This is a genomic window from Phycicoccus sp. Root101, from assembly GCF_001426245.1.
GTDB lineage: Bacteria > Actinomycetota > Actinomycetes > Actinomycetales > Dermatophilaceae > Pedococcus.
Genome location: NZ_LMCM01000011.1, coordinates 99,898 through 126,418, shown reverse-complemented (window position 1 = coordinate 126,418; position 26,521 = coordinate 99,898). Strand labels below are relative to the sequence as shown.

At 72.3% G+C, this 26,521-nt stretch carries 27 protein-coding genes and 1 pseudogene; 21 read left to right on the top strand and 7 right to left on the bottom strand.

Going from position 1 to position 26,521, the window contains the following annotated elements; genetic code table 11:
- Both ASC58_RS21305 and ASC58_RS20110 read left to right on the top strand, forming a co-directional pair.
- Nucleotides 1–231, top strand: a pseudogene (locus tag ASC58_RS21305) (HNH endonuclease); the annotation flags it as partial.
- A 151-nt stretch (nt 232–382) separates the two neighbouring features.
- Complete coding sequence (locus ASC58_RS20110; protein ID WP_056915587.1) at nt 383–760, top strand: DUF2256 and DUF3253 domain-containing protein; 378 nt, start codon at nt 383–385, stop codon at nt 758–760.
- A 145-nt stretch (nt 761–905) separates the two neighbouring features.
- Here ASC58_RS20110 and ASC58_RS20105 read toward each other — a convergent pair whose 3' ends face one another.
- The 3 genes from ASC58_RS20105 to menE all read right to left on the bottom strand — a co-directional run bounded on the left by ASC58_RS20105 (nt 906) and on the right by menE (nt 3,374).
- Nucleotides 906–1,790 (bottom strand): 1,4-dihydroxy-2-naphthoate polyprenyltransferase, encoded by an 885-nt coding sequence (locus ASC58_RS20105; RefSeq protein ID WP_056920525.1) that lies wholly within the window; start codon nt 1,788–1,790, stop codon nt 906–908.
- A 141-nt stretch (nt 1,791–1,931) separates the two neighbouring features.
- Nucleotides 1,932–2,201 carry a PLDc N-terminal domain-containing protein gene (locus ASC58_RS20100; RefSeq protein WP_056915585.1) on the bottom strand — a complete coding sequence of 90 codons (270 nt, stop codon included), beginning with the start codon at nt 2,199–2,201 and terminating at the stop codon, nt 1,932–1,934.
- Nucleotides 2,202–2,213: 12 nt separating this feature from the next.
- Nucleotides 2,214–3,374 (bottom strand): o-succinylbenzoate--CoA ligase, encoded by a 1,161-nt coding sequence (menE, locus tag ASC58_RS20095; protein WP_056920524.1) that lies wholly within the window; start codon nt 3,372–3,374, stop codon nt 2,214–2,216.
- Nucleotides 3,375–3,440: 66 nt separating this feature from the next.
- Here menE and ASC58_RS20090 point away from each other — a divergent pair, with 66 nt between their 5' ends.
- Entirely contained in the window at nt 3,441–3,893 is a 453-nt protein-coding gene (locus ASC58_RS20090; protein ID WP_056915583.1) for a hemerythrin domain-containing protein, read from the top strand.
- A gap of 99 nt (nt 3,894–3,992) precedes the next feature.
- Here ASC58_RS20090 and ASC58_RS20085 read toward each other — a convergent pair whose 3' ends face one another.
- Nucleotides 3,993–4,940, bottom strand: coding sequence for a 1,4-dihydroxy-2-naphthoyl-CoA synthase (locus ASC58_RS20085; RefSeq protein WP_056915582.1), 948 nt, complete (start codon nt 4,938–4,940; stop codon nt 3,993–3,995).
- 99 nt (nt 4,941–5,039) lie between these two features.
- Nucleotides 5,040–5,522 carry a glutathione peroxidase gene (locus ASC58_RS20080; protein ID WP_056915581.1) on the bottom strand — a complete coding sequence of 161 codons (483 nt, stop codon included), beginning with the start codon at nt 5,520–5,522 and terminating at the stop codon, nt 5,040–5,042.
- Nucleotides 5,523–5,629: 107 nt separating this feature from the next.
- Here ASC58_RS20080 and ASC58_RS20075 point away from each other — a divergent pair, with 107 nt between their 5' ends.
- From ASC58_RS20075 to menD, 11 genes are all read left to right on the top strand, one after another.
- A complete protein-coding gene (locus tag ASC58_RS20075) occupies nt 5,630–6,904 on the top strand; it encodes an Nramp family divalent metal transporter (RefSeq protein ID WP_056920523.1) in 1,275 nt (424 codons plus the stop codon).
- Between the two features lie 37 nt (nt 6,905–6,941).
- Nucleotides 6,942–7,967 (top strand): o-succinylbenzoate synthase, encoded by a 1,026-nt coding sequence (locus ASC58_RS20070; RefSeq protein ID WP_056920522.1) that lies wholly within the window; start codon nt 6,942–6,944, stop codon nt 7,965–7,967.
- The gene (locus ASC58_RS20065) at nt 7,964–9,187 is read left to right on the top strand and encodes an acetyl-CoA carboxylase biotin carboxylase subunit family protein (protein ID WP_056920521.1); all 1,224 of its coding nucleotides are present in this window, start codon (nt 7,964–7,966) and stop codon (nt 9,185–9,187) included. Before ASC58_RS20070 ends, ASC58_RS20065 begins: the two co-directional genes overlap by 4 nt.
- Nucleotides 9,188–9,202: 15 nt before the next feature.
- Entirely contained in the window at nt 9,203–10,147 is a 945-nt protein-coding gene (locus ASC58_RS20060; RefSeq protein WP_056920520.1) for a Type 1 glutamine amidotransferase-like domain-containing protein, read from the top strand.
- Nucleotides 10,144–11,292, top strand: coding sequence for an alpha/beta hydrolase-fold protein (locus tag ASC58_RS20055; protein WP_056915576.1), 1,149 nt, complete (start codon nt 10,144–10,146; stop codon nt 11,290–11,292). Before ASC58_RS20060 ends, ASC58_RS20055 begins: the two co-directional genes overlap by 4 nt.
- 43 nt (nt 11,293–11,335) lie before the next feature.
- Nucleotides 11,336–12,061, top strand: coding sequence for an esterase family protein (locus tag ASC58_RS20050; protein ID WP_056920519.1), 726 nt, complete (start codon nt 11,336–11,338; stop codon nt 12,059–12,061).
- Nucleotides 12,058–13,473: a M20/M25/M40 family metallo-hydrolase gene (locus ASC58_RS20045; RefSeq protein ID WP_235529345.1), complete on the top strand. Its 1,416-nt coding sequence runs from the start codon at nt 12,058–12,060 to the stop codon at nt 13,471–13,473. Before ASC58_RS20050 ends, ASC58_RS20045 begins: the two co-directional genes overlap by 4 nt.
- Before the next feature lie 2 nt (nt 13,474–13,475).
- On the top strand, nt 13,476–14,213 hold the full coding sequence (locus tag ASC58_RS20040; RefSeq protein ID WP_056920518.1) for a VOC family protein: 738 nt from the start codon (nt 13,476–13,478) through the stop codon (nt 14,211–14,213).
- A gap of 165 nt (nt 14,214–14,378) precedes the next feature.
- Nucleotides 14,379–14,675 (top strand): hypothetical protein, encoded by a 297-nt coding sequence (locus ASC58_RS20035; RefSeq protein WP_056920517.1) that lies wholly within the window; start codon nt 14,379–14,381, stop codon nt 14,673–14,675.
- Entirely contained in the window at nt 14,672–16,213 is a 1,542-nt protein-coding gene (locus tag ASC58_RS20030) for a hypothetical protein (RefSeq protein WP_056920516.1), read from the top strand. Before ASC58_RS20035 ends, ASC58_RS20030 begins: the two co-directional genes overlap by 4 nt.
- Before the next feature lie 16 nt (nt 16,214–16,229).
- Nucleotides 16,230–18,071 (top strand): 2-succinyl-5-enolpyruvyl-6-hydroxy-3-cyclohexene-1-carboxylic-acid synthase, encoded by a 1,842-nt coding sequence (gene menD / locus ASC58_RS20025; RefSeq protein WP_056920515.1) that lies wholly within the window; start codon nt 16,230–16,232, stop codon nt 18,069–18,071.
- Here menD and ASC58_RS20020 read toward each other — a convergent pair.
- Both ASC58_RS20020 and ASC58_RS20015 read right to left on the bottom strand, forming a co-directional pair.
- Nucleotides 18,034–18,687: an HAD family hydrolase gene (locus tag ASC58_RS20020; protein ID WP_056915570.1), complete on the bottom strand. Its 654-nt coding sequence runs from the start codon at nt 18,685–18,687 to the stop codon at nt 18,034–18,036. The two genes, menD and ASC58_RS20020, sit on opposite strands and share 38 nt — an antisense overlap.
- 1 nt (nt 18,688) lies before the next feature.
- The gene (locus tag ASC58_RS20015; RefSeq protein ID WP_056915569.1) at nt 18,689–19,981 is read right to left on the bottom strand and encodes an isochorismate synthase MenF; all 1,293 of its coding nucleotides are present in this window, start codon (nt 19,979–19,981) and stop codon (nt 18,689–18,691) included.
- Between the two features lie 96 nt (nt 19,982–20,077).
- Between ASC58_RS20015 and ASC58_RS20010 the strand changes: the two genes are divergently transcribed.
- The 7 genes from ASC58_RS20010 to nuoE all read left to right on the top strand — a co-directional run bounded on the left by ASC58_RS20010 (nt 20,078) and on the right by nuoE (nt 26,519).
- A complete protein-coding gene (locus ASC58_RS20010) occupies nt 20,078–20,773 on the top strand; it encodes a demethylmenaquinone methyltransferase (protein ID WP_056915568.1) in 696 nt (231 codons plus the stop codon).
- 149 nt (nt 20,774–20,922) lie between these two features.
- On the top strand, nt 20,923–22,257 hold the full coding sequence (locus ASC58_RS20005) for a geranylgeranyl reductase family protein (protein ID WP_056920514.1): 1,335 nt from the start codon (nt 20,923–20,925) through the stop codon (nt 22,255–22,257).
- Nucleotides 22,258–22,417: 160 nt separating this feature from the next.
- Nucleotides 22,418–22,780, top strand: coding sequence for an NADH-quinone oxidoreductase subunit A (locus ASC58_RS20000; protein ID WP_056915566.1), 363 nt, complete (start codon nt 22,418–22,420; stop codon nt 22,778–22,780).
- 19 nt (nt 22,781–22,799) lie between these two features.
- Nucleotides 22,800–23,453: an NADH-quinone oxidoreductase subunit B family protein gene (locus ASC58_RS19995; RefSeq protein ID WP_235529344.1), complete on the top strand. Its 654-nt coding sequence runs from the start codon at nt 22,800–22,802 to the stop codon at nt 23,451–23,453.
- A 146-nt stretch (nt 23,454–23,599) separates the two neighbouring features.
- A complete protein-coding gene (locus tag ASC58_RS19990) occupies nt 23,600–24,319 on the top strand; it encodes an NADH-quinone oxidoreductase subunit C (RefSeq protein WP_056917257.1) in 720 nt (239 codons plus the stop codon).
- Complete coding sequence (locus tag ASC58_RS19985; RefSeq protein WP_056915565.1) at nt 24,319–25,671, top strand: NADH-quinone oxidoreductase subunit D; 1,353 nt, start codon at nt 24,319–24,321, stop codon at nt 25,669–25,671. Before ASC58_RS19990 ends, ASC58_RS19985 begins: the two co-directional genes overlap by 1 nt.
- The gene (nuoE, locus tag ASC58_RS19980) at nt 25,671–26,519 is read left to right on the top strand and encodes an NADH-quinone oxidoreductase subunit NuoE (protein WP_056920513.1); all 849 of its coding nucleotides are present in this window, start codon (nt 25,671–25,673) and stop codon (nt 26,517–26,519) included. Before ASC58_RS19985 ends, nuoE begins: the two co-directional genes overlap by 1 nt.
- The last annotated feature ends 2 nt before the right edge of the window (nt 26,520–26,521 follow it).

The window sequence follows — 26,521 nt, the reverse complement described above, 5'->3', positions numbered from 1 at the left end:
CTGCCGCCGCAGTGGACTGATGCGCATCATCTGGTGCACTGGGCCGATTTCGGTCGTTCGGACCTGGGTAATGCGGCGTTGCTGTGCGAACGGCACCACACGATCGTGCACTCCCGACGCCTGGCCGGACAGGTCCTGGCCGACCGGGATGGTGAACGCGTGCAGTGGGACCTGACGTTGGGCAGCTACGACCAGCTCCTGGCTCGCCGGGCTGCGCAGGAACCAGCGTGACCCCGCCCCACACCCCGCCTCCGACGGCGGGGTCGCAGGCGTGTCCGTCACCAGGGAGGTGAGCGCCGTTCGCTCGCCGTCCCGAGCGGGTGGCGGTCGACTCCATCGATGCCGCCGCGCCCCGGGGACGTCCCCGGGAGAGACTGGAGGCATGCCCCGTCACCCCTTGCCGTCCAAACCCTGCGCCCGATGCGGTCGAACCATCACCTGGCGCAAGGTCTGGGCTCGCGACTGGGAGTCGGTGCGCTGGTGCTCGGACAACTGCCGCAAGCACGGCGTCGGCGATGTCGACCGGAAGCTCGAGGCCTCCTTGGAGTCCCTCCTGGACGGCCGCTCGACCAGTGCCTCGGTGTGCCCGTCGGAGGCAGCCCGCGCCGTCGGTGCGGACGACTGGTCCGAGCTGATGGAGCCGGCGCGGATGGCCGCCCGACGACTGGTGGCGGCGGGGCGGGCTGAGATCACCCAAGGCGGGCACGTCGTCGATCCCAGCAGGTTCAAGGGCCCGATCCGGGTGCGCCGACCACGCTGAGACGACCCGGCCGCGCAGCGCCACAGGTCACCTGACCGACGGACGCCGGTCGCAGGCATCCGCTCACCGGGCCGTCCGGTGGACGCACTCCGGGCGCGGAGCCGTGGACGTGGCACACGTCGGCGACCGCGCGGTGCCGGCAGGCTCAGCCCACGCTGAGGCTGAGGGCGATTCCGGCGGCGAGCAGCACGGCATACACGATCTCGAAGATGCCGGTCGACGCGAGGACGGGCACGAGGTCGCGCCCGGTGGCCCCGGCCAGCAGCCCACGGATCGGGCGCGCGACCACGGCCAACGAGAGCAGGGCGATCAGCGCGAACACCTGCTGGGTGCTGATGAGCACGACCATGACGACGGCGACGATGACCAGCGCGACGTAGAGCATGCGGGTGCCGCGGTCCCCGAGGCGCACGGCCAGGGTGAGCTTGCCGCTCTCGCGGTCGGTGGGGATGTCGCGCAGGTTGTTGGCGACGAGGATCGCCGAAGCGATCGCGCCCACGCCGACGGCCCCGTAGACGCCGAGCGCGGTGATCTCGTGCGCCTGCGTGTAGAGCGTGCCGAGGGTGGCCATCAGGCCGAAGAAGAGGAACACGTAGAGCTCGCCGAGACCTCGGTAGCCGTAGGGGTTGTCACCGCCGGTGTACTTCCAGGCCGCGATCACCGCGAGGGCACCCAGGGGGATCATGATCCAGGTCTGGCTGATGGCGACGAGCGCGAGGCCCACGAGCGCCGCCGCCCCGAAGAACGCGAACGCCATGAGCTTGACGTTCTGCGGATCGGCCTTGTGCTGACCGACCAGCCGGATGGGCCCCACCCGGTCGGCGTCGGTGCCGCGGATGCCGTCGGAGTAGTCGTTGGCGTAGTTGACGCCGACCTGCAGCCCGAGCGAGACGAGCACGGCCAGCAGCCCGAGGCCGAAGTTCGCCTCGTCCAACGGAGCTGCGGCGGCGGTGCCGACCACGACGGGGGCGACGGCGGCGGGGAGGGTGCGCGGGCGCGCACCGGCGATCCACTGGGACAGGGTGGCCATTCGGTGTGTGTTCTCGCTTGCCGGTGGGGTGCTGGGTGGGGTCTGGGTGGTCTTGGCGCCGGTTCAGCGCCGCAGTGCTGGGTGCAGGAGCCGGGCCGGGTATGGCGCGGGCTGCTCGGGCGCTCCCGTCAGGACCGCTGCTCAGAGCCTACGGAGGAAGTCCGGGTCGTCATCGGGGCCACGCGGAGGACGAGTCTGCGGTCTCGGGCCCTGGCCCTGTCCGGGGGTGGACCTCGGCGGTCGGCCGGCGACGAGCCAGGCGATCGGGCCGACGAGGGGGAACAACAGCACCAACAGGATCCACAGCAGCTTGGGCAGGTTGCGGACCCGGGACTCGTCGGTCTGGATGCAGTCCACGACGGCATAGACGGTCAGGGCGACCGTCGCGAGCCAGGGGAGCAGCCGGAGCATGTCCCCATCGTGTCATGGCCGGGTGTGGAACAAGGCAGCGATCCCCGCACGGTCCGGTTTGCCGGGGCCACGCAGGGGCAGCTGCTCGAGGACGACGAGGCGCCGGGGAAGGGCGTGGTCGGCGAGGCCGCCCCGCAAGGCGTCCCGCAGCTGCACGACCGAGGGGTGGCGCACGCCCGGCCGGACGACGACGGCGGCCGCGACGACCTGCCCCCACTCGGGGTCCTCCAGACCGAGCACCACGGCCTCGGCGATGTCGGGCAGGGAGGTCAGGGCCTCTTCGACGACCCGTGGGGAGATCTTCATCGCGCCGGTGGTGATGACGTCGTCGATGCGGCCGTCGACGTGCCAGCGGTCGGTCTCGGGGTCACGGTGGCCGAGGTCGTCCGTGCGGAACCAGCGGACCCCTTCGTCGTCGGTGACGAAGGCGTCGGCAGTGAGGTCGGGGCGGCCGAGGTAGCCGCTGGCCAGGGTGTCGCCGCCGAGGTGGACGCGTCCTTCCTCGTCGGTTCGGATCGCGGTGGTGGCCAGGGGCGTCCCGTCGTAGACGCAACCGCCACAGGTCTCGCTCATGCCGTAGGTCGTGACGACGGTGGCGCCCGCTTCCCGGGCGCGGACGAGCAGGGCGGGCGATGTCGCGGCTCCCCCGACGAGGACGGCGTCGAACCCGGCCAGGGCTCGGGTGGCTCCCGCGTCGTCGAGCACCCGGAGGAGCTGGGTCGGGACGAGGGCGGTGTAGCGCCGGTCGCCGTCGAAGGAGTCCGCCGCCGCCGCGAAGGCGGCTGCGGTGAACCCGTCGGACAGGTCGACGAACCCCGGCTCGGTTCCCGCGGCGACGCAGCGCAGCAGCACCTGGACCCCGGCGATGTGGTTCGGCGGCATCGCGAGCAGCCACGAGCCGGTGCCGCCGAGGCGTTCGTGGGTGGCCCGGGCGCTGGCTGCCAGAGCCGTCGCCGGGAGCATGGCCAGCTTGGGGCTCCCGGTCGACCCCGAGGTGCCCACGACCAGGGCGGTGCCTTCGTCGGGGACGGCACCGGTGGGGACGGGAACGGGGTCCCCTCCCGCGGCATACGGGAGGACGGCGAACTCGCCTCCCACGGCGTCGCGCAGCACCGGAAGGGCGTGCGCGGCCGCTGGTCCTGCGGCGATGGGAAGTGGGCGCAGGGACGTCACGAGGTCAGGCTAGACCCGCGCTGGACGGCGGCACCCGGCGGCGGGACGATGGCTGCGGGAGGTGCCATGGACGCGGACTTCGCGGCATACCTGGAGCGCGTGCGGCACCACCGTGCCGAGCTGCGCGACTCGGTCGCGGCGGTCGACGAGGCGTTGGCCTCCCCGATCGCGAGGGGCGGCGCGTGGCGCGAAAGGGTGCGGGCTGCCCTGGCCGAGCTGGCGCACGACTTCCGGGACCACGTCGACCTCACCGAGCGACCCGGAGGGCTCTACGCCTCGGTCCGGCGCGACTCGCCCCGGCTCACGGGACGGGTGGAACGGCTGCTGCGGGAGCACGAGCGGTACCGCGAGGACATCGACGCCTACCTCGCTGTCCTCGAGCACGGGGGGACGATGGCGGACCTGCCGGTGTTCCGAGAGGAGGTCACCACGCTGATGGGGCAGCTGGTGCGGCACCGGCAGAAGGGCGCCGACCTCGTCTACGAGGCGTACGACGTCGACCTCGGCGGTTCCGGCTGAGGCCCGCCCCGGCCAGGGCGGCGGGTCAGCCCGACCAGGGCGTCACCCCGAACAGGGGGCCACCCCGATCAAGGGGCCAGCCCGATCAGGAGCGTTGGCTCAGAAGTACCAGGGGTAGGGGGACCAGTCGGGGTCGCGCTTCTCGAGGAACTGGTCGCGGCCCTCGACGGCCTCGTCCGTCATGTAGGCGAGCCGGGTCGCCTCCCCGGCGAACACCTGCTGGCCCATCAACCCGTCGTCGAGCAGGTTGAACGCGAACTTGAGCATGCGCTGCGCCTGCGGGCTCTTGCCCATGATCTCGCGGGCCGCCTGGAGGGCCTCGGCCTCGAGGGTGGCGTGGTCGGCGACGATGTTCACGGCGCCCATCCGCTGCATGTCCTCGGCGGTGTAGGTCCGCCCGAGGAAGAAGATCTCGCGGGCGAACTTCTGGCCGACCATCTTCGCGAGGTAGGCGCTGCCGTAGCCGCCGTCGAACGAGCCCACGTCGGCGTCGGTCTGCTTGAACCTCGCGTGCTCCCGGCTGGCGATCGTGAGGTCGCAGACCACGTGCAGCGAGTGGCCGCCACCGGCCGCCCAGCCGGGGACGACGGCGATGACGACCTTGGGCATCGTGCGGATCAGGCGCTGCACCTCGAGGATGTGCAGCCGTCCGCCCTCGGCCTTGACCCGGCGGTCGTCCACCCCCGCAGCCGTGTCGTCGGAGTCGTCCTTGGCGTACTGGTAGCCGGAGCGGCCTCGGATGCGCTGGTCGCCGCCGGAGCAGAACGCCCACTTGCCCTCCGCGCCGGTGCCAGCGGGGCCGGGGCCGTTGCCGGTGATGAGGACGACGCCGACGTCGGGGGTGCGGCGCGCGTGGTCGAGCGCCTGGTAGAGCTCGTCGACGGTGTGCGGCCGGAACGCGTTGAGCACCTCGGGCCGGTCGAACGCGATCCGCACCGCACCCAGGCCGTTGGCTCGGTGGTACGTGATGTCGGTGAAGGCGAAGCCGTCGACCGGCTCCCACGCGCTCGGGTCGAAGGTCTCGCTGACGGTCGGCTGCTCGCTCACGCCGCGAGGCTACCCGCGCGGGCCTTCCGCGAGCGGGGCAGGGACGACGCGGGGCGCCCCACCCATCGGTGGGGCGCCCCCTGGAGCAGGTGGACGGCGTCAGGCGGCGAGGGCCTTCTCGATGTCCTTGGTCAGGTTGCTCGGTTCGGTGGTGGGGGAGAAACGCTTGATGACCTGGCCGTCGCGGCCGACGAGGAACTTGGCGAAGTTCCACTTGATCTTCTTGCCGAGCAGGCCACCCTTCTCCGACTTGAGCCAGTCGTAGAGGGGGTGGGCGTCGTCGCCGTTGACGTCGACCTTGGCGAACATCGGGAACGTGACCCCGTAGTTGCGCTCGCAGAACGACCCGATCTGCTCCTCGGTGTTGGGCTCCTGGCCACCGAACTGGTTGCAGGGGAACCCGAGGACCACGAGGCCCTGGTCGGCGTAGGTGCGGTAGAGCTCCTCGAGGCCGCCGAGCTGTGGCGTGAAGCCGCACTGGCTGGCGGTGTTGACGACGAGGACGACCTTGCCCGCGTACGCGGACAGGTCCTGGTCGGATCCCTCGAGGGTGGTGGCGGCGAAGTCGGACAACGTAGGCATGTCCGACACGCTACGTGCCCCCGGGGACCACTGCCCGCGATGGACCGTTATGTCCGTTTCCGGATAGCGTGGGGCGCTCCTTGTCAGCGCCGACACCGGAGTGACCCATGGCCAGTGCCACCGACACGACCACCTCGACCACGACCGGCGGGCGCAGGCCCGGCTGGAGCCTCGTCGGCCCGGGGCTGGTGGTCGCCGCCACGGGCGTGGGTGCCGCCGACCTCGTCGCGACCCTCATCGCCGGCAGCAAGTACGGCTACGCCCTGCTCTGGACCGTGGTCGTCGGCTGCATCATGAAGGTCGTCCTCGTCGAGGGCGCCGGCCGGTACTCCCTCGCGACCGGCCGCACGATCTACCAGGGCTGGTCCACGCTCGGCCGCTGGACGACTTGTTACTTCGGGCCGTACATCGTCATCTGGGGCTTCGTCTACGGCGCCGCGGCGATGGCCGGCACGGGACTGCCGCTGCACTCGCTCATGCCGTTCCTCCCGGTGGCGGTGTGGGGCATCCTCTCCGGGCTGCTCGGGCTCGTCCTCGTCTGGTGGGGCCGCTACGCGTTGTTCGAGAAGGTCTGCGCGGCCCTGGTCGGCATCATGTTCGTGACGATGGTCGGGGCCGCGATCCTGACCCTGCCCAACCTGCCCGAGCTCGCCGCAGGCCTGGTCCCCCTCATCCCGGACGGTGCCCTCGTCAACGTCCTGTCGGTGGCCGGAGGCGTCGGCGGCACGATCACCCTGGCCGCCTACGGCTACTGGATCCGGGAGAAGGGCTGGACCACGCCCGGCCACATGCGCGTCATGCGGATCGACAACGGCGTCGCCTACGTCGTGACCGGCATCTTCGTCGTCTCGACCCTGATCGTCGGTGCCGAGCTGCTCTACTCCGCCAACATCGCCATCAAGACCGGTGACGAGGGCCTGCTCAACCTCTCCGACGTCCTGGCCGCCCGGTACGGCTCGTGGGCGGGCAGCGTGTTCCTCGTCGGCTTCTGGGCAGCGGCGATGTCCTCGCTCGTCGGGGTCTGGAATGGCGTCTCGATGATGTTCGCCGACTTCGTGGGCCACGTGCGAGGGCTCCGCGAGAACCACCCGGACGTCCGGCTCGGCGGCAAGTGGTACCGCGCCTACATCCTCTGGCTGACCTTCCCGCCGATGCTCATGATGTTCCTCGGCAAGCCCGTCTACTTGATCCTCGCGTACGGCGTGCTGGGTGCGTTCTTCATGCCGTTCCTGTCGATCACGTTGCTGTGGCTGCTCAACACCGACCGGGTGCCGCGCGAGTGGCGCAACAGGCTGCCGTCCAACATCGCCATGGTGCTGTGCGCGGCGGCCTTCATCGCGCTCGCCGCCAACGAGGTGCAGAAGGCCGTCCGGGCCGCCTGAGGTTCACCGTCGGCCGGGAGAGCGGTTGGATGGGCGGGTGAGCGACCACCCCGCCGGCCCGGACGTGCCCCCGCTCGGCGACCTCCTCGCCGACCTGCGCGTGGTCTCGATCCCGATGCGGGTCCGCTTCCGCGGCGTCGAGCTGCGCGAGGCCGCCCTGCTGCGTGGTCCGTCGGGTTGGGGTGAGTTCTCGCCCTTCCTCGAGTACCAGCCGCCCGAGGCCTCACGGTGGCTGGCCGCCGCGGTCGAGGCGGCGTATGGCGCGTGGCCGGACCCGCTCCGAGAGCGCGTCCCCGTCAACGCGACGGTCCCGGCGGTGGCCGCCGACCGGGTCGGCGAGGTCCTGGCGCGGTTCGACGGGGCGACGACGGCGAAGGTGAAGGTGGCCGAGCGCGGCCAGTCGGTGCAGGACGACGTCGACCGGGTGGCGGCCGTGCGCGACGCGCTGGGTCGGGCGGGGCGCATCCGCGTCGACGCCAACGGCGGGTGGACCGTCGAGGAGGCGACCGAGGCGCTCCGACGGCTGGCGCCCCACGGGTTGGAGTACGCGGAGCAGCCCTGCGCCACCGTCGAGGAGCTGCGGGAGCTGCGACTGGTCTTGGCGCGCAACGGGATCGACGTCCTCGTCGCGGCCGACGAGTCGATCCGCAAGGCCGAGGACCCGATCCGGGTGGCCCGGCTGGAGGCGGCGGACCTCGTCGTCGTCAAGGTCGCCCCGCTCGGCGGCGTGCGCCGAGCCCTGGCGGTGGTGGAGGCCTGCGGCCTGCCCGCGGTCGTCTCGTCAGCCCTGGACACCTCCGTGGGGATGTCGGCGGGGGTGGCGCTCGCGGCGGCCCTGCCCGACCTGCCGTACGCCTGCGGCCTGGGCACGGTCGCACTGCTCGACGGCGACGTCACGGCCCCGTCCCTCCTGCCGGCCGGGGGCGCCCTGCCCGTGGGCCGGGTCGAGGCGGACGACGCCCTGCTGGACCGGTGGGCGGCTCCTGCCGACCGCATCGCGTGGTGGCGCGAGCGCGTCACCGCATGCCACGCACTGCTCGGCGGCGCTACGGTCGACCCGTGAACGTCATCTTCGTCGAGCCCGGGTTCCCCGCCAACCAGCGCCGGTTCGCCTTCGCGCTCTCGTCGGTCGGTGCCAACGTCATCGGCATCGGCGAGTCGGAGGAGTGGCAGCTCGACGACGAGCTCCGCGACGCGCTGACCGGCTACTACCGCGTGGGGTCGGTGACGAGCCTGCACGAGATGACCGAGGCGGTGCGCTTCATCCAGACCAAGGTCTGGGTCGACCGGCTCGAGGCCACCGTCGAGGCCCACACGATGACGGCCGCGCACGTGCGAGAGGCCACCGGGATCCCCGGCACCTCCGTCCGCACGACCTGGCTGTGCCGCGACAAGCCCTCGATGAAGCAGGCGCTCCGCGAGGCCGGGGTGCCGACGGCGGCCTCCCGCGGGGTCGACCACGCCCACGAGGTGTGGGCCTTCGCCGAGGAGCACGGCTACCCGCTCATCCTCAAGCCGCGCGACGGCGCCGGGGCCAAGGACACCACCCGGGTCGACGACGACGCCCAGCTGGCGCGGGCCCTGGTGGACTTCGGCAGCCACGGCGCCGAGTCGATCGCCGTCGAGGAGTTCGTCGAGGGCCACGAGGGCTTCTACGACACCATCACCAGCGACGGCCGGATCGTCCACGACTGGACCACGCACTACTACCCCAACGTCCTCGAGGCGATGCGCACGCGCTGGATCTCGCCGCAGTTCGTCACCACCAACCGGGTGGCCGACTCCGACTTCTACCGCGAGGTCGCCGACATGGGCCAACGCGTGATCACGGCCCTCGGGATCGGGACGTCGGCGACCCACATGGAGTGGTTCCACGGTCCCAAGGGCCTGAAGTTCTCCGAGATCGGCTGTCGCCCGCCGGGGGTGGGCTGCTGGGACCTCTACTCCGCCAGCAACGACGTCGACGTCTACCGCGAGTGGGCGCACGTGATCGTGCACGGCGTCCCCGAGCGGCAGATGCTGCGCCCCTACTCCGCAGGCATCGTCGCGCTGCGGCCCGACGCCGACGGCCAGATCCGGGGCTACAGCGGCATCGACGAGATGCAGGCACGGCACGGGGAGTGGGTCATCGACGCCCACTTCCCCCCGGAGGGCCACCACACCCAGGCGGTCGAGGCCGGCTACATGGCGAACGCCTACGTCCGCATGCGCCACCCCGACTACGACACCCTGCGGGCCATGCTCGACGACGTCGGCAGCTCGATCCACGTGTACGCCGGCTAGTCACGAAATCCCTTGATGCGCACCATCCTGCTCGGACCCCAGCGGTTCATGACCACGGCCGGCACAGCCCTGCGCTCGCTCGGCGTCGACGGTCCCGTGGCGACCGTCAACGCCGGGTGGGAGGAGCGCGAGGACGTCGTCGACGAGCTCGACACGGTGCTCGAGGGGCGTGCGTCCCACCTGCGGCTGTACCACCGGACGTTCGACGTCATCGCCAAGGACGAGGTCTTCGCCGCCGCCGCCCTCGCCTTCCGCGACCACCACGACGCGCTGCTGTCGCTCTACCGGCTGCGCCTGCAGCACGCCATGGACGGCGTCCACGCCGTGGTCCGGCGCACCCGCGACGGGGAGTCGCGCACGTGGGGCGCGCAGGCGGCATACGGGGCGGTCGACGACGCCATCGAGGGCGTGCGGCACGTGGATGCCTGGTATGCCGCGCAGCTCAAGAACCTCTACGCCGACCTCGACGCCGCGGCGCCCCTGGACTCCAGCGGGGTCATCGCGTGGCACCGGGGCGAGATCGAGGCGGCCCTCGCCGACAGCGCGGCGCTCGTGCTGACCGGCGGGCACGTCGGCACGTTGCTGCGAGCGTTGCGGTTGTTCGCGATCCGCATCCCGGACTCGATGCCGGTGATCGCCTGGTCGGCCGGGGCGATGGCCCTGACCGAGCGGGTGGTGCTGTTCCACGAGTTCGGGCCGGAGGGCGCGACCGAGGCCGAGGTCTTCGACCGGGGGCTCGGACGGGTCAAGGGGGTCGTGGCGCTGCCGCACGCCCGGCGTCGCCTGCGGCTGGACGACAAGGACCGCTGCGCCGTGATGGCCCGACGCTTCACCGACGCGCACTGCGTGCTGCTCGACGACGGGACGGCCCTCGAGCTCACGCCCGACGGCGGGCTGCCCAAGGGGGCGCGGATCCTCGGGGTCGACGGTGCCGTCCACGAGCTGGGGGCGACCGCGTGAACGAGCGCAGGCTGGCCGTGAACCGGCTCAGGGAACGGCTGCCGGTCGACGGTGCCGCCATCGACCGCTTCCTCGCCCGGCACCCCTCGCCGGTCATCGAGGGGGAGCGGGCGACGTTCCTGTTCCGCGGGGACGCCGACGAGGTGCGGGTGCGGCACCGCGTCGTCGGGCTCCCCGACCCCCTGCCGATGCGGCGCCTGCCCGACACCGACCTGTGGGCGGCGACGACGGTGCTGCCGAGCGGGTCCCGGGTGGAGTACCAGCTCGAGACGCGACGCGGCGACCACTACGAGACCTTCAACGACCCGCTCAACCCCAAGGTCGCGCACTCGCCGATGGGGTCGAGCTCGGTCTGTGCCGCGACGGGGTACGAGGTACCCGACTGGGTGCACCACGACCCCGAGGCGCGCCAGGGCGAGATCGTCGAGGACGTGCTGCGCTCCAAGGCACTTCGCCGCGAGCAGGAGGTCAAGCTCTACCTGCCGGCGCGGTACAACACCGCCCTGCGCTACCCCCTCCTCGTCGTCCACGACGGCAACGACTACCTCGACTACGCGGCGATGAAGACGGTGCTGGACAACCTCATCCACCGCCTCGACGTCGCGCCGGTCGTCGTCGCGTTCGTGCCGCCGCGGGACCGGCTCAAGGAGTACCCCAACCACGCGCCGCACGCCCGGTTCATCGCCCGCGAGCTCGTGCCCCGCCTGGCCGAACGCCTCTCCCTGCTCGACGACCCGCAGGGCCGTGCCCTGATGGGATCGAGCTTCGGCGGGATCGCGTCCCTGTCGACGGCCGTGCGGTACCCGGGCGAGTTCGGGTCGCTGTTCCTGCAGTCCGCGTCGATGGTCTTCACCGACATCGGCACCGACCACGGCGGTGGCCCCTACTTCGACCCGGTGGTGAAGTTCGTCAACCGCTACCGCGAGAAGCCGACCCGCCCGGTCGAGCGGATCTTCATGTCCTGCGGCACGTACGAGCCGCTCATCACGCCGAACCGCTCCATGGTCCCGGTGTTCCGTGGCGCCGGCATGACCGTGAAGTACGTCGAGGCCCGCGACGGGCACAACTGGGAGGACTGGCGCGACCGGCTGCGCGACGGCCTGTCGTGGATCTTCCCCGGCCCGCAGAAGTTCGTGTACGAGTGAAGCCGGCCACGCCGGGTACCCGCAGCACCAGGAGGAGGCACACGTGAAGGTCAGCGAATGCTGGTGGTCCGACCGGATGGGGCAGGAGCTGTCCCTGGTCCGGTGGGGGCACTACGGCGTGCCGGTCCTGCTCTTCCCCACCGCGGGTGGTGACGCCGAGGAGGTCGAGCGCAACCACCTCGTCGGCCGGCTCGCACCGATGATCGACGCCGGGCGGATCAAGGTCTACTCCTGCGACAGCGCCGCCGGGCGCGCGATGGCGCAGAAGGCGGGTTCCGCGGAGTACCGCATGTGGCTGTTCAACGCCTACCACCAGGCCGTCGCCGAGGAGGTCGTCCCCGCGATCCACGCGGACAGCAGCGGACCCCAGCCGATCGTCACAGCCGGTGCCTCCATCGGGGCGTTCAACGCCGTGGCGATGGTGTGCCGCTACCCCCACCTCTTCAGCGCGGCCATCGGCATGAGCGGCACGTACGCCATCGAGCAGTTCATCGGCGGCCCGGGCACCGACGACCTCTACTTCTCCTCGCCCCTGCAGTTCGTGCCCGGCCTCGAGGGCGAGGCGCTCGAGACCCTGCGGCACCGCTTCGTCCTGCTGGCATCGGGCAGTGGTGACCACGAAGACGCCGGCGAGTCCTGGGCGGTCGCGAAGGTGTTGGGGGACAAGGGGATTCCCAACCGGGTGGACGACTGGGGGCCCGGCTACATGCACGACTGGCCGACCTGGTGGGAGATGCTGCCCCTCTACCTCGACGACCTGGTCCCGTGACGGTTTCCGTCGGCGCCTCCGCGACCTCGTCCCTCGCCGACCTCCTCGAGGCCGCCGTCCAGGCCGGTATGGCGCGTGGGCGCGACGACCTTGAGCGGCTGGTCGCGCTGCGTTCGGTGGCGAACCCGGCGATCGAGCCGGCGTCGGAGTGCGCGGCCTCGGCAGCCCTCGTGGCGTCCCTCCTCACCGAGGTGGGTGTGGAGGGTGTCGAGCAGGTCGAGGCCCCGGACGGCTCCGTCGCCGTGGTGGGTCGGTCCCCGGGGCCGGCAGACGCCCCGTGCGCCCTGCTCTACTCCCACCACGACGTCGTCCCCGTCGGCGACCTCGACGCGTGGTCGACCCCGCCGTGGGAGCTGACCGAACGTGACGGCCGCTGGTTCGGTCGAGGGTCGGCGGACTGCAAGGGCAACCTCGTCGCCACGTTGGTCGCCCTGCGGGCCGTCCGTTCGGTGCTCGGGATGTGGCCCGTCGAGGTCGCCGTCGTCTGCGAGGGCTCCGAGGAGCAGTCCAGCGGCGGCATGGAGGCCTTGGCCAGGGCCCGCCCGGAGCTGGTGCGCTGCGACGCGTTCGTGCTCGCCGACACCGGCAACGTCGAGCTCGGGGTCCCGACCCTGACCACGTCGCTGCGCGGCACCGGCAGCGTCCTCATGACGGTGCGCACCATGGGTCATCCCGCTCACTCCGGCATGTACGGAGGTGCCGCCCCGGACGCGCTGCAGGCCCTGCTGACCGCCCTGGCCTCCCTGCGGGACGCCGACGGAGAGACGACCATCGACGGCCTCGACCACGACGGCACCTGGGAGGGCGCGGAGTTCGACGAGGCGCGGTTCGAGCAGGACGCCGCGGTGGTGCCCGGGGTGGCACCCCTGTCGGGGGGACGCGGAGGCGCGGGGATCGCCGACCGGCTGTGGGCCAGGCCGGCTGCCACGGTGCTGGCGATCGACTGCCCACCCGTCGCGCAGGTGACGGCCGCCGTGCAGGGGCAGGCCACCGCGGTGGTCAACCTGCGGGTGCCTGCGGGGACCGATCCCCGCGCCGCGCAGGAGCTGCTCATCACGCACCTGCGGGCCCACACGCCATACGGGCAGGTGGAGATCCGGCCCGTCTCGCTCGGGCAGGGGTTCCGCGCCCGCACGGACGGACCCGCGTACGCCGCGATGGCGCGGGCGATGGAGCGCGCCTTCGGGCGCGAGGTCGTCACCGCCGGGCAGGGTGGCTCGATCCCGCTCGCCACCGCGCTGGCCGAGATCGTGCCCGACGCGGAGGTCATGCTGCTCGGGGTCGAGGAGCCGGCCTCGCGCATCCACGGTCCGGACGAGAGCGTGCACCCCGAGGAGCTGCGGCGCACCGCCCTGGCGCAGGCGCTGTTCCTGGTGGAGCTGGCCGGGCTCGACCCCGCGGCTGCGCCCTGACCGTGGAGGTCACGTGGGCGTGGGTGTTCCTCGACCTGCCGCCGGACGGGTTCGACGAGCAGCTCGGGTTCTGGCAGCAGGTGACCCGCTCGACGCTCTCGCCGTGGCGGGGTGGCCGCGGTGAGTTCGCGACGCTCCTGCCGGCCGAGGGCGACCCGTGGGTCAAGGTCCAGCGGGTCGGTGGAGCGGGTGGGGTGCATGTCGACCTCGAGGTCGACGACGTCCCCGAGGCGGCCGGCCGGGCCCGCGACCTCGGTGCGGTCGTGCTGGACGACCTCGGCACGTTGGTCGTCTGCCGCTCGCCCGGCGGTTTCGCCTTCTGCCTCGTCGCGGCCGCTGCCCGGCCGCGGGTCCAGGTCCGTTCCGGTCAGCCGAGCCTGGTCGACCAGGTCTGCCTCGACGTCCCCACCGACCGGTATGCCGCCGAGCTGGCCTTCTGGACCGACCTCACCGGATGGGCGGCACCGGGGACCGAACCGGGGGAGTCCGGCCTGCTGCCGTTGACCCGGCCCGACGGCCTGCCCCTGCGCCTGCTCACCCAACGGCTCGGACAGCCCGACGGCACGGTCACGGCTCACCTCGACCTCGCCTGCGCGGATCGGGTGGCCGTGACACGCGAGCACGAGGGCCTCGGTGCCCAGGTCGCGTCGGTCCACGAGCGCTGGACCGTGCTGCGGGCCCCCGGCGGTGCCCGTTACTGCCTGACCGACCGCGACCCCGGCACCGGTCTGCTCGCCTGAACCGATCGTCCACACCCGGCCGTCCACACCCGGCCGTCCACACCCGGTCGTCCACACCCGGCCGTCCACACCCGGTCGTCCACACCCGGCCGGGACCGGGCGGGGCATCCACAGGGTCGTGGTCCTGCGCTGGAGAGCGGTCGCCACCGGCGCGACGGTGGACCCATGGTGGGGAGCAGCGAGGACGTGCGGGTGGTCGCGCGCCAGGTGCGGCGGGATGCCGAGCGGGTGCGGCACGTGGCGGCCCGCGTCGGGGCGACGAGGGGAGTGGCCTGGCGGTCCGCCGCGGCGACGAGGTTCCGCGAGGTGGTGACGGACCGGGTCGTCGCCCTGGGCCGGGCGGTCGGTGGTCTGGAGTCCGCCGCGGACGCTCTGGAGTCGCACGCGCTGGCGCTCGACCGCGCCCGGGACGCGCTCCGCGCGTTGCTGGGCGAGGTGCCCGGACCGGGCGGTCGCCGGTGAGCTCCGGCCTGTCCAGCCCCGGCCCGTTCAGCCCCGGCGCGTCCGGCACCGGCCATTCCGGGGGTGACCCATCCAGCACCGACCCGGTGATCGAGGTCCGGGGTGGGGTCGGCGGCACGACCGTCGGGGTCGACGAGCTCGTCGGGGCGGCCGGACAGCTGGTCCAGGCGGCGGCCGACCTCGGTGGCGTCGTGGTGGGGTTGGTGGCGGCGGCGGCCCGGGTGGCGGCGTCGTCGAGCACCGGGGCCGCGTTGAGCCCCCTCACGGCCGTGCGGGCCGAGGCCGAGGTGCTCGAGGCCGCCCGGGCGCTGGTCGTCGAGGCGGCGGCCCTGGAGGGTGGCGCGCTCGCGGTCCGGGCTGCCGCACGGGCCTATGGGGAGGTGGAGGACGAGGTGGTCCGGACGGCGTCGCTCGCCCAGGACGTCGTCCTGGCCCTGGCCGGGCACGCCGCCCCGACCCTCGTCGTCGGGGTGGTCGCGCTCGAGGCCGTCGGGGTGGACGTCGCAGACCTGCTGGACCGGGCAGCCTGGGCGCTGCCCGAGGTGGCCGAGCTCGGGGGAGGCAGCGGCGGTCTCGTCGTCGGGCTGCGTTCGAACCCCCTGACGGCACCGTTCCTCGCTCCACCGCACCGGGTGAGCAGCAGCCCGTGGGCCCGACCCGGCCTCGCCCGGGCGGCCGACCGCGACGAGCAGGCCGTCGGGGTGCTGGCGGACTCCGCGGCAGCCCGGGGCCTGCTCGACGACGCGGGTGCGGTCCGCGTGACCGAGGTCGCGGTCCCTGGGGGCGGGAGTCAGGCCACTGTCGGGCCGGTGGGTGTGGCGGCGCTCGCCGGCGACCTCGCGGAGCTGCCCGGCTACGGCCGGGTCCGGGTCGTCGAGGTCGCGGGTGACCGGGGTCGGGCCTGGATCGTGGAGATCGGCGGCACCCAGGTCTGGGACGCACGGGCGGGGGAGAACCCGTTCGACCTCACCACCGACGTCCGCTCGATGGCGGGGGAGTCGACCCTCCTCGCAGCCGGGGTCCAGCAGGCGCTGGCGACGGCGCAGGCTGGTGCGGCCGCGGCGGGTGGCCGGGACGTCGCCGCGGAGCCGGTGATGCTGGCCGGACACAGTCTGGGCGGCATCGTCGCGGCGGGGCTGGCTTCGTCCGCGGAGTTCAGGTCAGCCCACCGCGTCACCCATGTCGTGGCCCTAGGGTCCCCGATCGGCAAGGCTCCCGTGCCTCCCGGGGTGCAGGTGCTGGCCCTCGAGCACCGGCAGGACCCCGTTCCCCGGCTCGAGGGACGCGCCAACCCCGACCGGGTCGACTGGGTGACCGTCTCACGCGACCTCGCGGACGATCCCGGGCAGCGGCACCGCGCCAGCGCAGCCCACCCGTGTGAGCTCTACGTCGGGACCGGGGCGGCCGTCGACGCCTCCGACGACCGGTCCGTGGTGCGCTGGCGAGAGGGCGCGTCCTCCTTCTTCGAGTCGTCAGGTGGCCCGGGGACGGCGGTGGTCCGCGACTACCGCATCGCCCGCGTCGGTCCCGAGCCCTGATGGCACAATCCGAGCCGTGAACCCGTCCACCGCCATGGCCACCGTCCTCGTCGACGAGCTGGTCAGGCAGGGGGTGCGGCACGTCGTGCTCTGCCCGGGGTCGCGGTCCGCGCCCCTCGCGTATGCCGTGCAGGAGGCCGAGCGCGTCGGGCGCGTGCAGCTCCACGTCCGCGTCGACGAGCGGTCCGCCGGGTTCCTCGCCCTGGGACTGGCCAAGCTCACCCGGGTGCCGGCTGTGGTCGTCACGACATCCGGTACCGCCGTCGCGAACCTCCACCCGGCCGTGCTCGAGGCCCACCACGGCGTGGTGCCGCTGGTCGTCCTGTCCGCCGACCGGCCGGTGGAGCTGCGCGGCACCGGGGCGAACCAGACGACCGTGCAGCCGGGCATCTACGGCGATGCGATCCGGTGGTCGGTGGACGCCGCGGCGCCGGACCGCCGCCTCGGCGAGGTGGACCGCTGGCGCGCGGTGGCCGCGGACGCGGTCGGGCACGCGACCGGGACGGTCGGCGGTGGCGAGCCGGGTCCCGTGCACCTCAACGTGCAGCTGCGCGAGCCGCTGGTGCCGGCAGCGGGCGAGCCCTGGCCGGAGCCACTGGATCACCCGCAGCGCCACGACCCGTCCGAGTCTGCTCCGTCGACCACATCCGCGTCGTCGGCCACCTCTGCGCCGTCGACCACGTCCGGGCCCTCGAGCACGCCGGTTCGCCATGGCCAGGAGCCGGCCACGGGGGTGCAGGACGTCGCCCGCACGGTCGTCGTCGTGGGTGACCTGCCCGAACCCGACCAGTTCGAGCGGGTGGTCCGGTGGGCGGGGCGTCGCGGGTGGCCGGTCGTGGCCGAGCCCTTCGGCACCCATCCCCGCCCCGCGGTCCTGCCGCACGGGCCGCTCGTCCTGACCGACCCCCGCTGGCTCGACGAGCACGCGCCGGACCGGGTGATCGCCGTCGGGCGGCTCACCCTCTCCCGGCCGGTCGCAGCGCTCCTGCGCCGTCCCGGGGTGCGGGTTGAGGCCGTGGGGACCCACGCGTGGATCGAGTCCCGCCCCGACATCGCCGCCGTGCACCCCGTCGAGGTCATCGACGAACCGACCCCCGAACCGACCCCCGAGCCGACCCCCGAGCCGACTGCCGAGCCGGCCAGGACCGACGCCGACCTGCAGTGGGCCCGTGCCTGGGAGGCCGCAGGCTCGCGCCTGACGGCCGCCCTCGCACCCGGCGCGGCAATGGGTCGAGCCTGGCCGAGCGGGCTGGCCGTCGCGGAGACGGTGACCGAGGCACTCCCTGCAGGGTCGACGCTGTTCGTCGGGTCGTCGAACTCGGCCCGCGACCTCGACCTCGGCCCGGCGCGCACCGAGGAGCTGCGCGTGGTCGCGAGCCGCGGGCTCGCCGGCATCGACGGCTGCGTCTCGACGGCGGTGGGCCTGGCCCTGGCCGGCGAGGACCCCGTCTACGCCCTCCTGGGCGACCTCACGTTCCTGCACGACGCCAACGGGCTCCTCATCGGCCCGCTGGAACGACGGCCTGCCCTGACGATCGTCGTCACCAACGACGACGGCGGCGGCATCTTCACGCTCCTCGAGCCCGGTGAGCCCGAACGCACCGCCGACTTCGAGCGCGTCTTCGGCACCCCCACAGGTGTCGACCTCGCCTCCTTGTGTGCCGCGCACCACGTCGCGCACCGACGCATCTCGACCCGGGAGCATCTCGTCGACGCCCTGGCCCAGCGACCGGACGGCCTGCGCGTCCTGGAGGTGCCGCTCGACCGCTCCGGCCACCGCGAGCTGCACGCAGAGCTGCGCCGAGTGGCGGCTGCCGCGATCAGGGCAGGTGACGCAGCGGCATACCCCGCGCGATGAGGTCCTCGCGCAGGTGGTCCGGGTTCGTGAAGTGGATGGCGTCGAGCCCCGTCTCCTCGGCGGCGAGGACGTTCGCCGGGCTGTCGTCGATGAAGATGCAGTCGTCCAGCCCTGCGCGGTGCCGGACCCGTTCCTCGAGCACCTCGAAGATCTCGGGGTCGGGCTTGGCCACCCCCTCCTCACCGGAGACGATGATGTCCTCGAACAGGTCGAGGAACCCGAAGCGCTCGACGGCCACGGGGAACAGGTCGGCCGACCAGTTGGTCAGGGCGAACAGCGGCACCTTCGCCGCGTGCAGCTCCTCGAGGATCGCGACGGTGCCCTCGATCTCGCCCACGAGGGACGCGTCGAAGTGCCGGCCGTAGGCGAGCACCTCCTCCGCGTAGTGCGGGTGCGACGCGAGCGCCGACTGCTCCGCCTCGTCGAGGGTGCGGCCCGCGTCGTTGGCGTGGTTCCACGCGGCGAAGTCGAAGTCGGGGTCGGCCACGAACGCGGCCGCCCGCTCGGGGCCGACGGCGACGGCGATGGCCGGCACCGGGTCCCACCGGATCAGGACGTTGCCGAGGTCGAAGACGACGACGTCCGCAGGACGTGGAGCGAGGTCGCCGGCCGACACGTCAGCTCCGCGCCGTCAGGGCGTCGCGCATCGGCACGAGCTTGGCGTCGGACTCGGCGACCTCCGAGTCGGGGTCGGACCCGGCGACGATGCCGCACCCGGCGAACAGTCGCATCGATGCCGCGTCGTCGGGCTCGAAAGCGCCGCAGCGCAACGCGATCCCCCACTCGCCGTCACCGGAGGAGTCCATCCAGCCGACCGGTCCGGCGTACCGGCCGCGGTCCATGTGCTCGAGCTCGGAGATCACCGCGTCGGCGACCTCCGCGGGTGTGCCGCACACCGCGGCCGAGGGGTGCAGGGACGCGGCGAGGGTGAGCGAGGTCGCGCCGTCGGCGACCACCCCTGCGACGTCGGTGGCGAGGTGCATGACGTTGGACAGGTGCAGCACGAACGGCGACTCGGGGACGTTGACCGACGAGCAGTGCGGGCGGAGGGCGTCGGCGACCGAACGCACGGCGTACTCGTGCTCCTCGAGGTCCTTGCTCGACCGGGCCAGCGATCCCGCGAGCGCCAGGTCGTGCTCGTCGTCGCCGGTGCGCCGGATGGTGCCGGCCAGGACGCGCGACGTCACCAGGCCCTTCTCCAGCCGGACGAGCATCTCCGGCGTCGCCCCGACCAGGCCGTCGACGGCGAACACCCACGTGGTGTCGTACCGCTCGGCCAGCCGCTGCAGCAACCAGCGGGCGTCGATGGGCTCGGACGCGGTGACCCGCAGGTCACGCGCGAGGACCACCTTGTCGAGGTCGCCGTCGGTGATGCGGGCGACCGCCTCCTCCACGGCTCCGGCCCATTGGGCCGGTGACAGCGCCCCGTCGGCGAACGCGACGCCTGTCGGCTCGAGGGGGGCGGACTGCTCGGGGAGCACGGGCGAGGGGAGCTCGGAGGTGGTGCCGATCGTGGTGACCCACCAGGCGCCGTCACGGGCGCCCACGACCACCTCGGGCACGACGAGCGTTGCGCCCGAAGGGGATCCGGCGGCATACGCGACCGAACCGAAGGTGACCGGACCGGAACCGGGGCGGCCGACCTCGTCGCGCACGACGGCGGAGGCGACGACGTCGCGCCACCACTCCTCCGCGAGGGCGAACCGGTCGGGTCCGTGCGCCGTGAACTCCAGCGCACGCCCCCAGCCCACGAGCCCCTCGCCGCGACGGACCCAGCTGGCGATCTCGCGCGGGTCACCGAGGTCGGGCAGCAGGGTGAGCAGGCTGCCCGGGTCGGTGAGCGCCACGGTGCGGGCGACGAGGTGGGTCCCCTGGCGGGCAGCCGCGGCGGGAGTGGGCAGGGTGCTCATGTCGGGGGCCAGCCTACGACCGACCGGTATGGCGCCGGTCGCGGGCCGAGCCGGGGCGGGGCTGCCCCTCCGCGCGGGGTGCGGGAGGATGGCGCCATGACGCGTGCCAGCCTCGACAAGGACCCCCGTGACGTCGCCGCGATGTTCGACGACGTGGCCGGCAAGTACGACCTGACCAACGACGTGCTGTCGCTGGGGCAGGACCGCCTGTGGCGCCGGGCCGTCCTCAAGGCGGTTGCGGCCCAGCCGGGGGAGACGGTGCTCGACATCGCGGCCGGCACGGGCACGAGCAGCGAGCCGTTCGCCGACGGTGGGGTCAACGTCGTCCCGGCGGACTTCTCGCTCGGCATGCTGCGGGTGGGCAACCGGCGTCGCCCCGACCTCGGGTTCACCGCGGCCGACGCGATGAGGCTGCCGTTCGCGGACGACAGCTTCGACGCCGTCACGATGTCGTTCGGCCTGCGCAACGTCGCCAGCGTCGAGGCGGCGCTGGGGGAGTTCCTGCGGGTGGTGAAGCCGGGCGGACGGCTCGTGGTCTGCGAGTTCAGCCAGCCGGTCAACGCCGCCTTCCGCAAGGTCTACACCGAGTACCTCATGCGCTCCCTGCCGCCGGTGGCACGCAAGGTCAGCAGCAACCCGGAGTCCTACGTCTACCTCGCCGAGTCGATCCAGGCGTGGCCCGCGCAGCGCGAGCTCGCCACGACGATCGCGGCGGCCGGCTGGTCGCAGGTGGGCTGGCGGAACCTGACCGGTGGCATCGTCGCGCTGCACCGAGCGGTGAAGCCGGCGTGACTCGCGCACCGAGGCTCGCGCCGAGCCGGTGCCGAGCTGGAGCCGGGGCGGCAGGCGGTTAGGGCTGCCTTACTAGGAGGGCCGATGAGGGCGGGAATAGACTCCGCATTTGAAGTTCGTGAAGTCGTTCACAAGCGGGTGAGGCAGGCGTGACACACAGCATCAGCGAGGTCGTCGGAGGCAGCTCCACGATCGGCGCAGCCACCGAGACCGCCGACGTCATCGTCGTCGGCGCGGGTCCCGCGGGATCCGCGACCGCGGCATACCTGGCGATGACGGGACTGGACGTCCTCCTCCTGGAGAAGACGACCTTCCCGCGCGAGAAGGTCTGCGGCGACGGACTGACCCCGCGAGCGGTCAAGGAGCTCATCACCCTCGGCATCCCCACGCCCGAGGAGGACGGCTGGATCAAGAACCACGGGCTGCGGATCATCGGCGGCGGGATGCGCCTGTCGCTGCCGTGGCCGGACCTCGCGAGCTTCCCGCCCTACGGCCTGGTGCGCACGCGCCAGGACTTCGACGACATCCTGGCCAAGCACGCCGTGAAGCACGGTGCGCGACTGCGCGAGGGCACCAACGTCACCGGCCCGATCGTGGACTCCAAGGGGTCCATCGTCGGTGTCACGGCCAAGGCCACGGACGAGAAGGGCCGGGCGACCGGACCGGAGCTGCGCTACACCGCACCCCTGGTCGTGGCGGCCGACGGCAACTCCTCCCGGTTGTCCCTGGCGATGGGCCGCGAGAAGCGCGAGGACCGACCCATGGGTGTCGCGGTCCGCACCTACTACACCAGCCCGCGCCACGACGACGACTACCTCGAGTCCTGGCTCGAGCTGTGGTCGACCGACGCGAACGGCAAGAAGGTGCTCCTGCCCGGCTACGGCTGGATCTTCGGTGTCGGTGACGGCACCTCCAACGTCGGGCTCGGCATCCTCAACACCTCCAGCGCCTTCGGCAAGACGGACTACAAGGACGTCATGCGCCGCTGGGTCGCCACCATGCCGCAGGAGTGGACCTACTCCGACGAGACGATGGTCGGCCCGATCCGCGGAGCCGCGCTCCCGATGGGCTTCAACCGCCAGCCGCACTACGACCAGGGCCTCCTCCTCGTCGGCGACGCCGGCGGCATGGTCAACCCGTTCAACGGCGAGGGCATCGCCTACGCCATGGAGTCGGGTCGGCTCGCGGCCGAGGTGATCGCCCAGGCGTTCGCCCGCACCGACGACGCCCAGCGGGAGCGGGTCCTGCAGTCCTACCCGGGTGTCATGGCCGACTCGCTGGGCGGGTACTACACGCTCGGCCGGTACTTCGCGAAGATGATCGGCAACCCCGAGATCATGCGCCTGGCCACGAAGTACGGACTTCCGCGCACCACGCTCATGAAGTTCCTCCTCAAGGTGATGGCCAACCTCGCCGAGCCCCGCGGGGGCGACGCGAGCGACCGCCTCATCACCGCCCTGTCGAAGATGGCGCCCGACGCATGACCCGTCGTGCAATCTCGGAGGCCACCCCTAGGATTGGGGCGCGCACGTCGCGGCCCGGCTGCACGTCCCGCCCTGACGCCGCCCACGGCGTCAGCCACGACGTCGAGCACGACGTCACACATGAGCTCACAGATGACTTCGGAAGGGGAGTGGCACGGCGATGAGCAACCCCTACGTCCCCCTGCTTTTCCTGTTGGCGATCGGTGGCGGCTTCGCCGTGTTCTCGGTCTTCGCCGCCTCGATCGCGGGGCCCAAGCGCTACAACCGCGCGAAGCTCGACGCCTATGAGTGCGGCATCGAGCCGACGCCCCAGGCCGCCGGCGGCGGGCGCGTGCCGATCAAGTACTACCTGACCGCCATGCTCTTCATCATCTTCGACATCGAATCGGTGTTCCTCTACCCGTTCGCCGTCGCGTTCAACCAGCTCGGTCTCTTCGCACTCGTCGAGATGGTGCTGTTCATCCTGACCGTCTTCGTGGCCTACGCATACGTGTGGCGCCGCGGCGGCCTCGAGTGGGACTGACGAGGACTAGGACAAAGCAATGGGAATCGAAGAGAAGCTGCCCGCAGGCTTCCTGCTGAGCACGGTCGAGCAGGTCGCGGGCTACATGCGCAAGAGCTCGGTCTGGCCCGCCACGTTCGGTCTGGCCTGCTGCGCCATCGAGATGATGGCCGTCGGCACGCCCGACTACGACATCGCCCGGTTCGGCATGGAGCGGTTCTCCGCGACGCCGCGCCAGGCCGACCTGATGATCGTCGCCGGCCGGGTCAGCCAGAAGATGGCCCCCGTCGTGCGCCAGGTCTACGACCAGATGCCCGAGCCCAAGTGGGTCATCTCCATGGGTGTCTGCGCCAGCTCCGGTGGCATGTTCAACAACTACGCCATCGTGCAGGGGGTCGACCACATCATCCCGGTCGACGTCTACCTGCCAGGGTGTCCGCCCCGCCCCGAGATGCTCCTCAACGCGATCCTGACGCTGCACGAGCAGATCCAGAACAGCAAGCTCGGCGTCAACCGCGTCGCTGCGGCCCGCGCGGCCGAGGCGGCCGCCCTCTCGGCGACGCCGACGCACCAGATGACCGGCCTGCTCGCCCAGGGTGCGGGCACCAGCCTGCCGCTGGCCGCTGCCGGCCCGTCGCACGCCCACAGCCACTCGCACAGCCACGACCACGGCGCGCACGGAGGTGTCGCGTGAGCGACGAGAAGGACCCGAAGCAGGCCACCGCCAACAGCGACGTCCTCGGCAACAAGGCCGCTGACGCCGCCGCCGACAAGGGCGACGGACCCGACCAGCCGGCCGCCGTCGTGGCCGGGGCCACCGTCGGGGCCGAGCCCGGCGCCGTGACCGACCGCGAGACCGGGGACCGGCTCCCCGCCGCCCCCGGCACCACGCCCGACCCCGTCCAGGTCGGTGAGCGCCGCGGCATGTTCGGTGCCACCGACACCGGTGACACCACCGGGTACGGCGGCATGGTCAGCCCGATCCTCTTCCCGGCCGCCGCGGTGCGTCCGTACGGCAGCTACTTCGACGAGATCGCCGACCGGCTCGAGCAGGGGCTGGTGGGCGGCTCCGCCTCCTACTCCGAGGCCGTCGAGCGCGCGGTCGTCGACCGGGGCGAGCTGACCCTGTTCGTCCGGCGCGAGCACCTCAGGGCGGTCGCGCGGGCGCTGCGCGACGACCCCGCGCTGCGCTTCGAGATCTGCACCGGCGTGTCCGGTGTGCACCACCCGCAGGAAGAGGGCCGAGAGCTCCACGCGGTCTACCACTTCCTGTCGATCACCCACGGCGGACGCCGGGTCCGCGTCGAGGTCACTGCCCCCGACGCCGACCCGCACATCCCGTCGATCGTCGAGATCTACCCGGCGAACGACTGGCACGAGCGCGAGACGTGGGACATGTTCGGGATCCAGTTCGACGGCCACCCCGCGCTGACCCGGATCCTCATGCCCGACGACTGGCCGGGCCACCCCCAGCGCAAGGACTACCCCCTCGGCGGCATCCCCGTCGAGTACAAGGGGGCCACGGTCCCGCCGCCGGACCAGCGGAGGTCTTACAACTGATGAGCACCGACACCACCGACATCTACGCGACCTCCGGAGCCGACGCGGCTGCGGCCGAGGGCGCGCACATCTTCAACGCCACCGGCGGCGACTGGGACCAGCTCGTCGACGAGGCCGCTGCCCTCCACGAGGAGCGGATCGTCGTCAACATGGGTCCGCAGCACCCGTCGACGCACGGCGTGCTGCGCCTCATCCTCGAGCTCGACGGCGAGACGGTGACCGAGACCCGCGCGGGCATCGGCTACCTGCACACCGGCATCGAGAAGAACATGGAGTTCCGCACCTGGACCCAGGGCGTCACGTTCTGCACCCGCATGGACTACCTGACGCCCTTCTTCAACGAGGCGGCGTACTGCCTGTCCGTGGAGAAGCTGCTCGGCATCACCGACCAGATCCCCGAGCGCGCCAACGTCATCCGCGTCCTCATGATGGAGCTCAACCGCATCACCTCCCACCTCGTCGCCCTCGCGACCGGTGGCATGGAGATGGGGGCCAGCACGGTCATGACCGTCGGCTTCCGCGAGCGCGAGCGCATCCTGGCCATCTTCGAGATGGTCACCGGGCTGCGCATGAACAACGCGTTCATCCGCCCCGGCGGCGTCGCGCAGGACCTGCCCCCGGGCGCCATCGACAAGGTGCGCGACACGGTTCCGTTGCTGCGCAAGGGACTCGGCGAGCTCGAGCTCCTGCTCAACGAGAACCCCATCCTCAAGGGACGCACCGTCGACGTCGGCTACCTCGACCTGTCGGGCTGCATGGCCCTGGGCATCACCGGTCCGGTGCTGCGCTCGACCGGCCTGCCGCACGACCTGCGCAAGCTCGACCCCTACTGCGGCTATGAGACCTACGAGTTCGAGGTCATCACCCGCACCGAGGCCGACGCCTACGCCCGCCTGCGGATCCGCATCGACGAGATGTACGAGTCCCTCAAGATCGTCGAGCAGGCCATCGACCGCCTGCAGTCGAACCCGGGCCCGGTCATGGTCGCCGACAAGAAGATCGCGTGGCCGGCCCAGCTGGCCATCGGCGGCGACGGCATGGGCAACAGCCTCGACCACATCCGCGAGATCATGGGCACCTCGATGGAGTCGCTCATCCACCACTTCAAGCTGGTGACCGAGGGCTTCCGGGTGCCGCCCGGCCAGGCGTATGCCGCCGTGGAGAGCCCCAAGGGCGAGCTCGGCTGCCACACGGTGTCCGACGGCGGGACGCGCCCCTACCGCGCGCACTTCCGGGACCCGTCCTTCAACAACCTGCAGGCCACTGCCGCCATGTGCGAGGGCAGCCAGATCGCCGACGTCATCGTCGCCGTGGCCTCGATCGACCCCGTCATGGGAGGCGTGGACCGCTGATGAGCGGAGACAACTTCGGACTGCAGACCGCCTCAGGTCACCTCAACGTCCCCGTCGAGTCCAAGGAGCCCTACCCGGCCGACGTCCTGGCGGGCCTCCACGAGGACGCCGCCCAGGTGGTGGCGAAGTACCCGCAGAAGCGTTCGGCGCTGCTGCCGCTGCTGCACCTGGTGCAGAGCGTCGACGGGTACGTCACGGGCCGCGGCATCGACTTCTGCGCGGAGGTCCTCGACCTGACCACCGCCGAGGTGTCGGGCGTCGCGACGTTCTACACGCAGTACAAGCGCCACCCCAACGGTGAGTACACCGTCGGCGTCTGCACCAACACGCTCTGCGCCATCATGGGCGGCGACCAGATCTGGGACGAGGTCTCCGAGCACCTCGGCATCGGCCACGACGAGACGACGGCCGACGGCAAGATCACCCTCGAGCGGGTCGAGTGCAACGCGGCCTGCGACTACGCGCCGGTGATCATGGCCAACTGGGAGTTCTTCGACAACCAGACGCCCGACTCGACCAAGCAGCTCGTCGACGACCTGCGCGCGGGCAAGGACGTCGCCCCCACGCGCGGCGCGGCGAAGGTCTGCAGCTTCAAGCAGGTCTCCCGCGTCCTGGCCGGCTTCCACGACGGCCTCGCCGACGAGGGTGTCGGCGCCGGTCCCTCGTCCCTCGAGGGCCTGCGGGTCGCCAAGGACCGCAACTGGACCGCCCCGGGCGCCAAGCACGCCGCTCCCGCCGACGGCGACGCCGGCACGGCCGGCCTGGCGCCGGGGCGCAGCTCCTCCACCGACACGCCGTCCAACGCCGCCGACGAGCAGGCGGGCTCCAAGCCCGCCGAGGGGAAGTGACA

Coding starts and splice junctions, on each gene's coding strand:
- ASC58_RS20110 (WP_056915587.1), top strand. CDS start 383: ATGCCCCGTCACCCCTTGCCGTCCAAACCCTGCGCCCGATGCGGTCGA.
- ASC58_RS20105 (WP_056920525.1), bottom strand. CDS start 1,790: ATGGCCACCCTGTCCCAGTGGATCGCCGGTGCGCGCCCGCGCACCCTC.
- ASC58_RS20100 (WP_056915585.1), bottom strand. CDS start 2,201: ATGCTCCGGCTGCTCCCCTGGCTCGCGACGGTCGCCCTGACCGTCTAT.
- ASC58_RS20090 (WP_056915583.1), top strand. CDS start 3,441: ATGGACGCGGACTTCGCGGCATACCTGGAGCGCGTGCGGCACCACCGT.
- ASC58_RS20080 (WP_056915581.1), bottom strand. CDS start 5,522: ATGCCTACGTTGTCCGACTTCGCCGCCACCACCCTCGAGGGATCCGAC.
- ASC58_RS20075 (WP_056920523.1), top strand. CDS start 5,630: ATGGCCAGTGCCACCGACACGACCACCTCGACCACGACCGGCGGGCGC.
- ASC58_RS20060 (WP_056920520.1), top strand. CDS start 9,203: ATGCGCACCATCCTGCTCGGACCCCAGCGGTTCATGACCACGGCCGGC.
- ASC58_RS20035 (WP_056920517.1), top strand. CDS start 14,379: ATGGTGGGGAGCAGCGAGGACGTGCGGGTGGTCGCGCGCCAGGTGCGG.
- ASC58_RS20015 (WP_056915569.1), bottom strand. CDS start 19,981: ATGAGCACCCTGCCCACTCCCGCCGCGGCTGCCCGCCAGGGGACCCAC.
- ASC58_RS20010 (WP_056915568.1), top strand. CDS start 20,078: ATGACGCGTGCCAGCCTCGACAAGGACCCCCGTGACGTCGCCGCGATG.
- ASC58_RS20000 (WP_056915566.1), top strand. CDS start 22,418: ATGAGCAACCCCTACGTCCCCCTGCTTTTCCTGTTGGCGATCGGTGGC.
- ASC58_RS19995 (WP_235529344.1), top strand. CDS start 22,800: ATGGGAATCGAAGAGAAGCTGCCCGCAGGCTTCCTGCTGAGCACGGTC.
- ASC58_RS19985 (WP_056915565.1), top strand. CDS start 24,319: ATGAGCACCGACACCACCGACATCTACGCGACCTCCGGAGCCGACGCG.
- nuoE (WP_056920513.1), top strand. CDS start 25,671: ATGAGCGGAGACAACTTCGGACTGCAGACCGCCTCAGGTCACCTCAAC.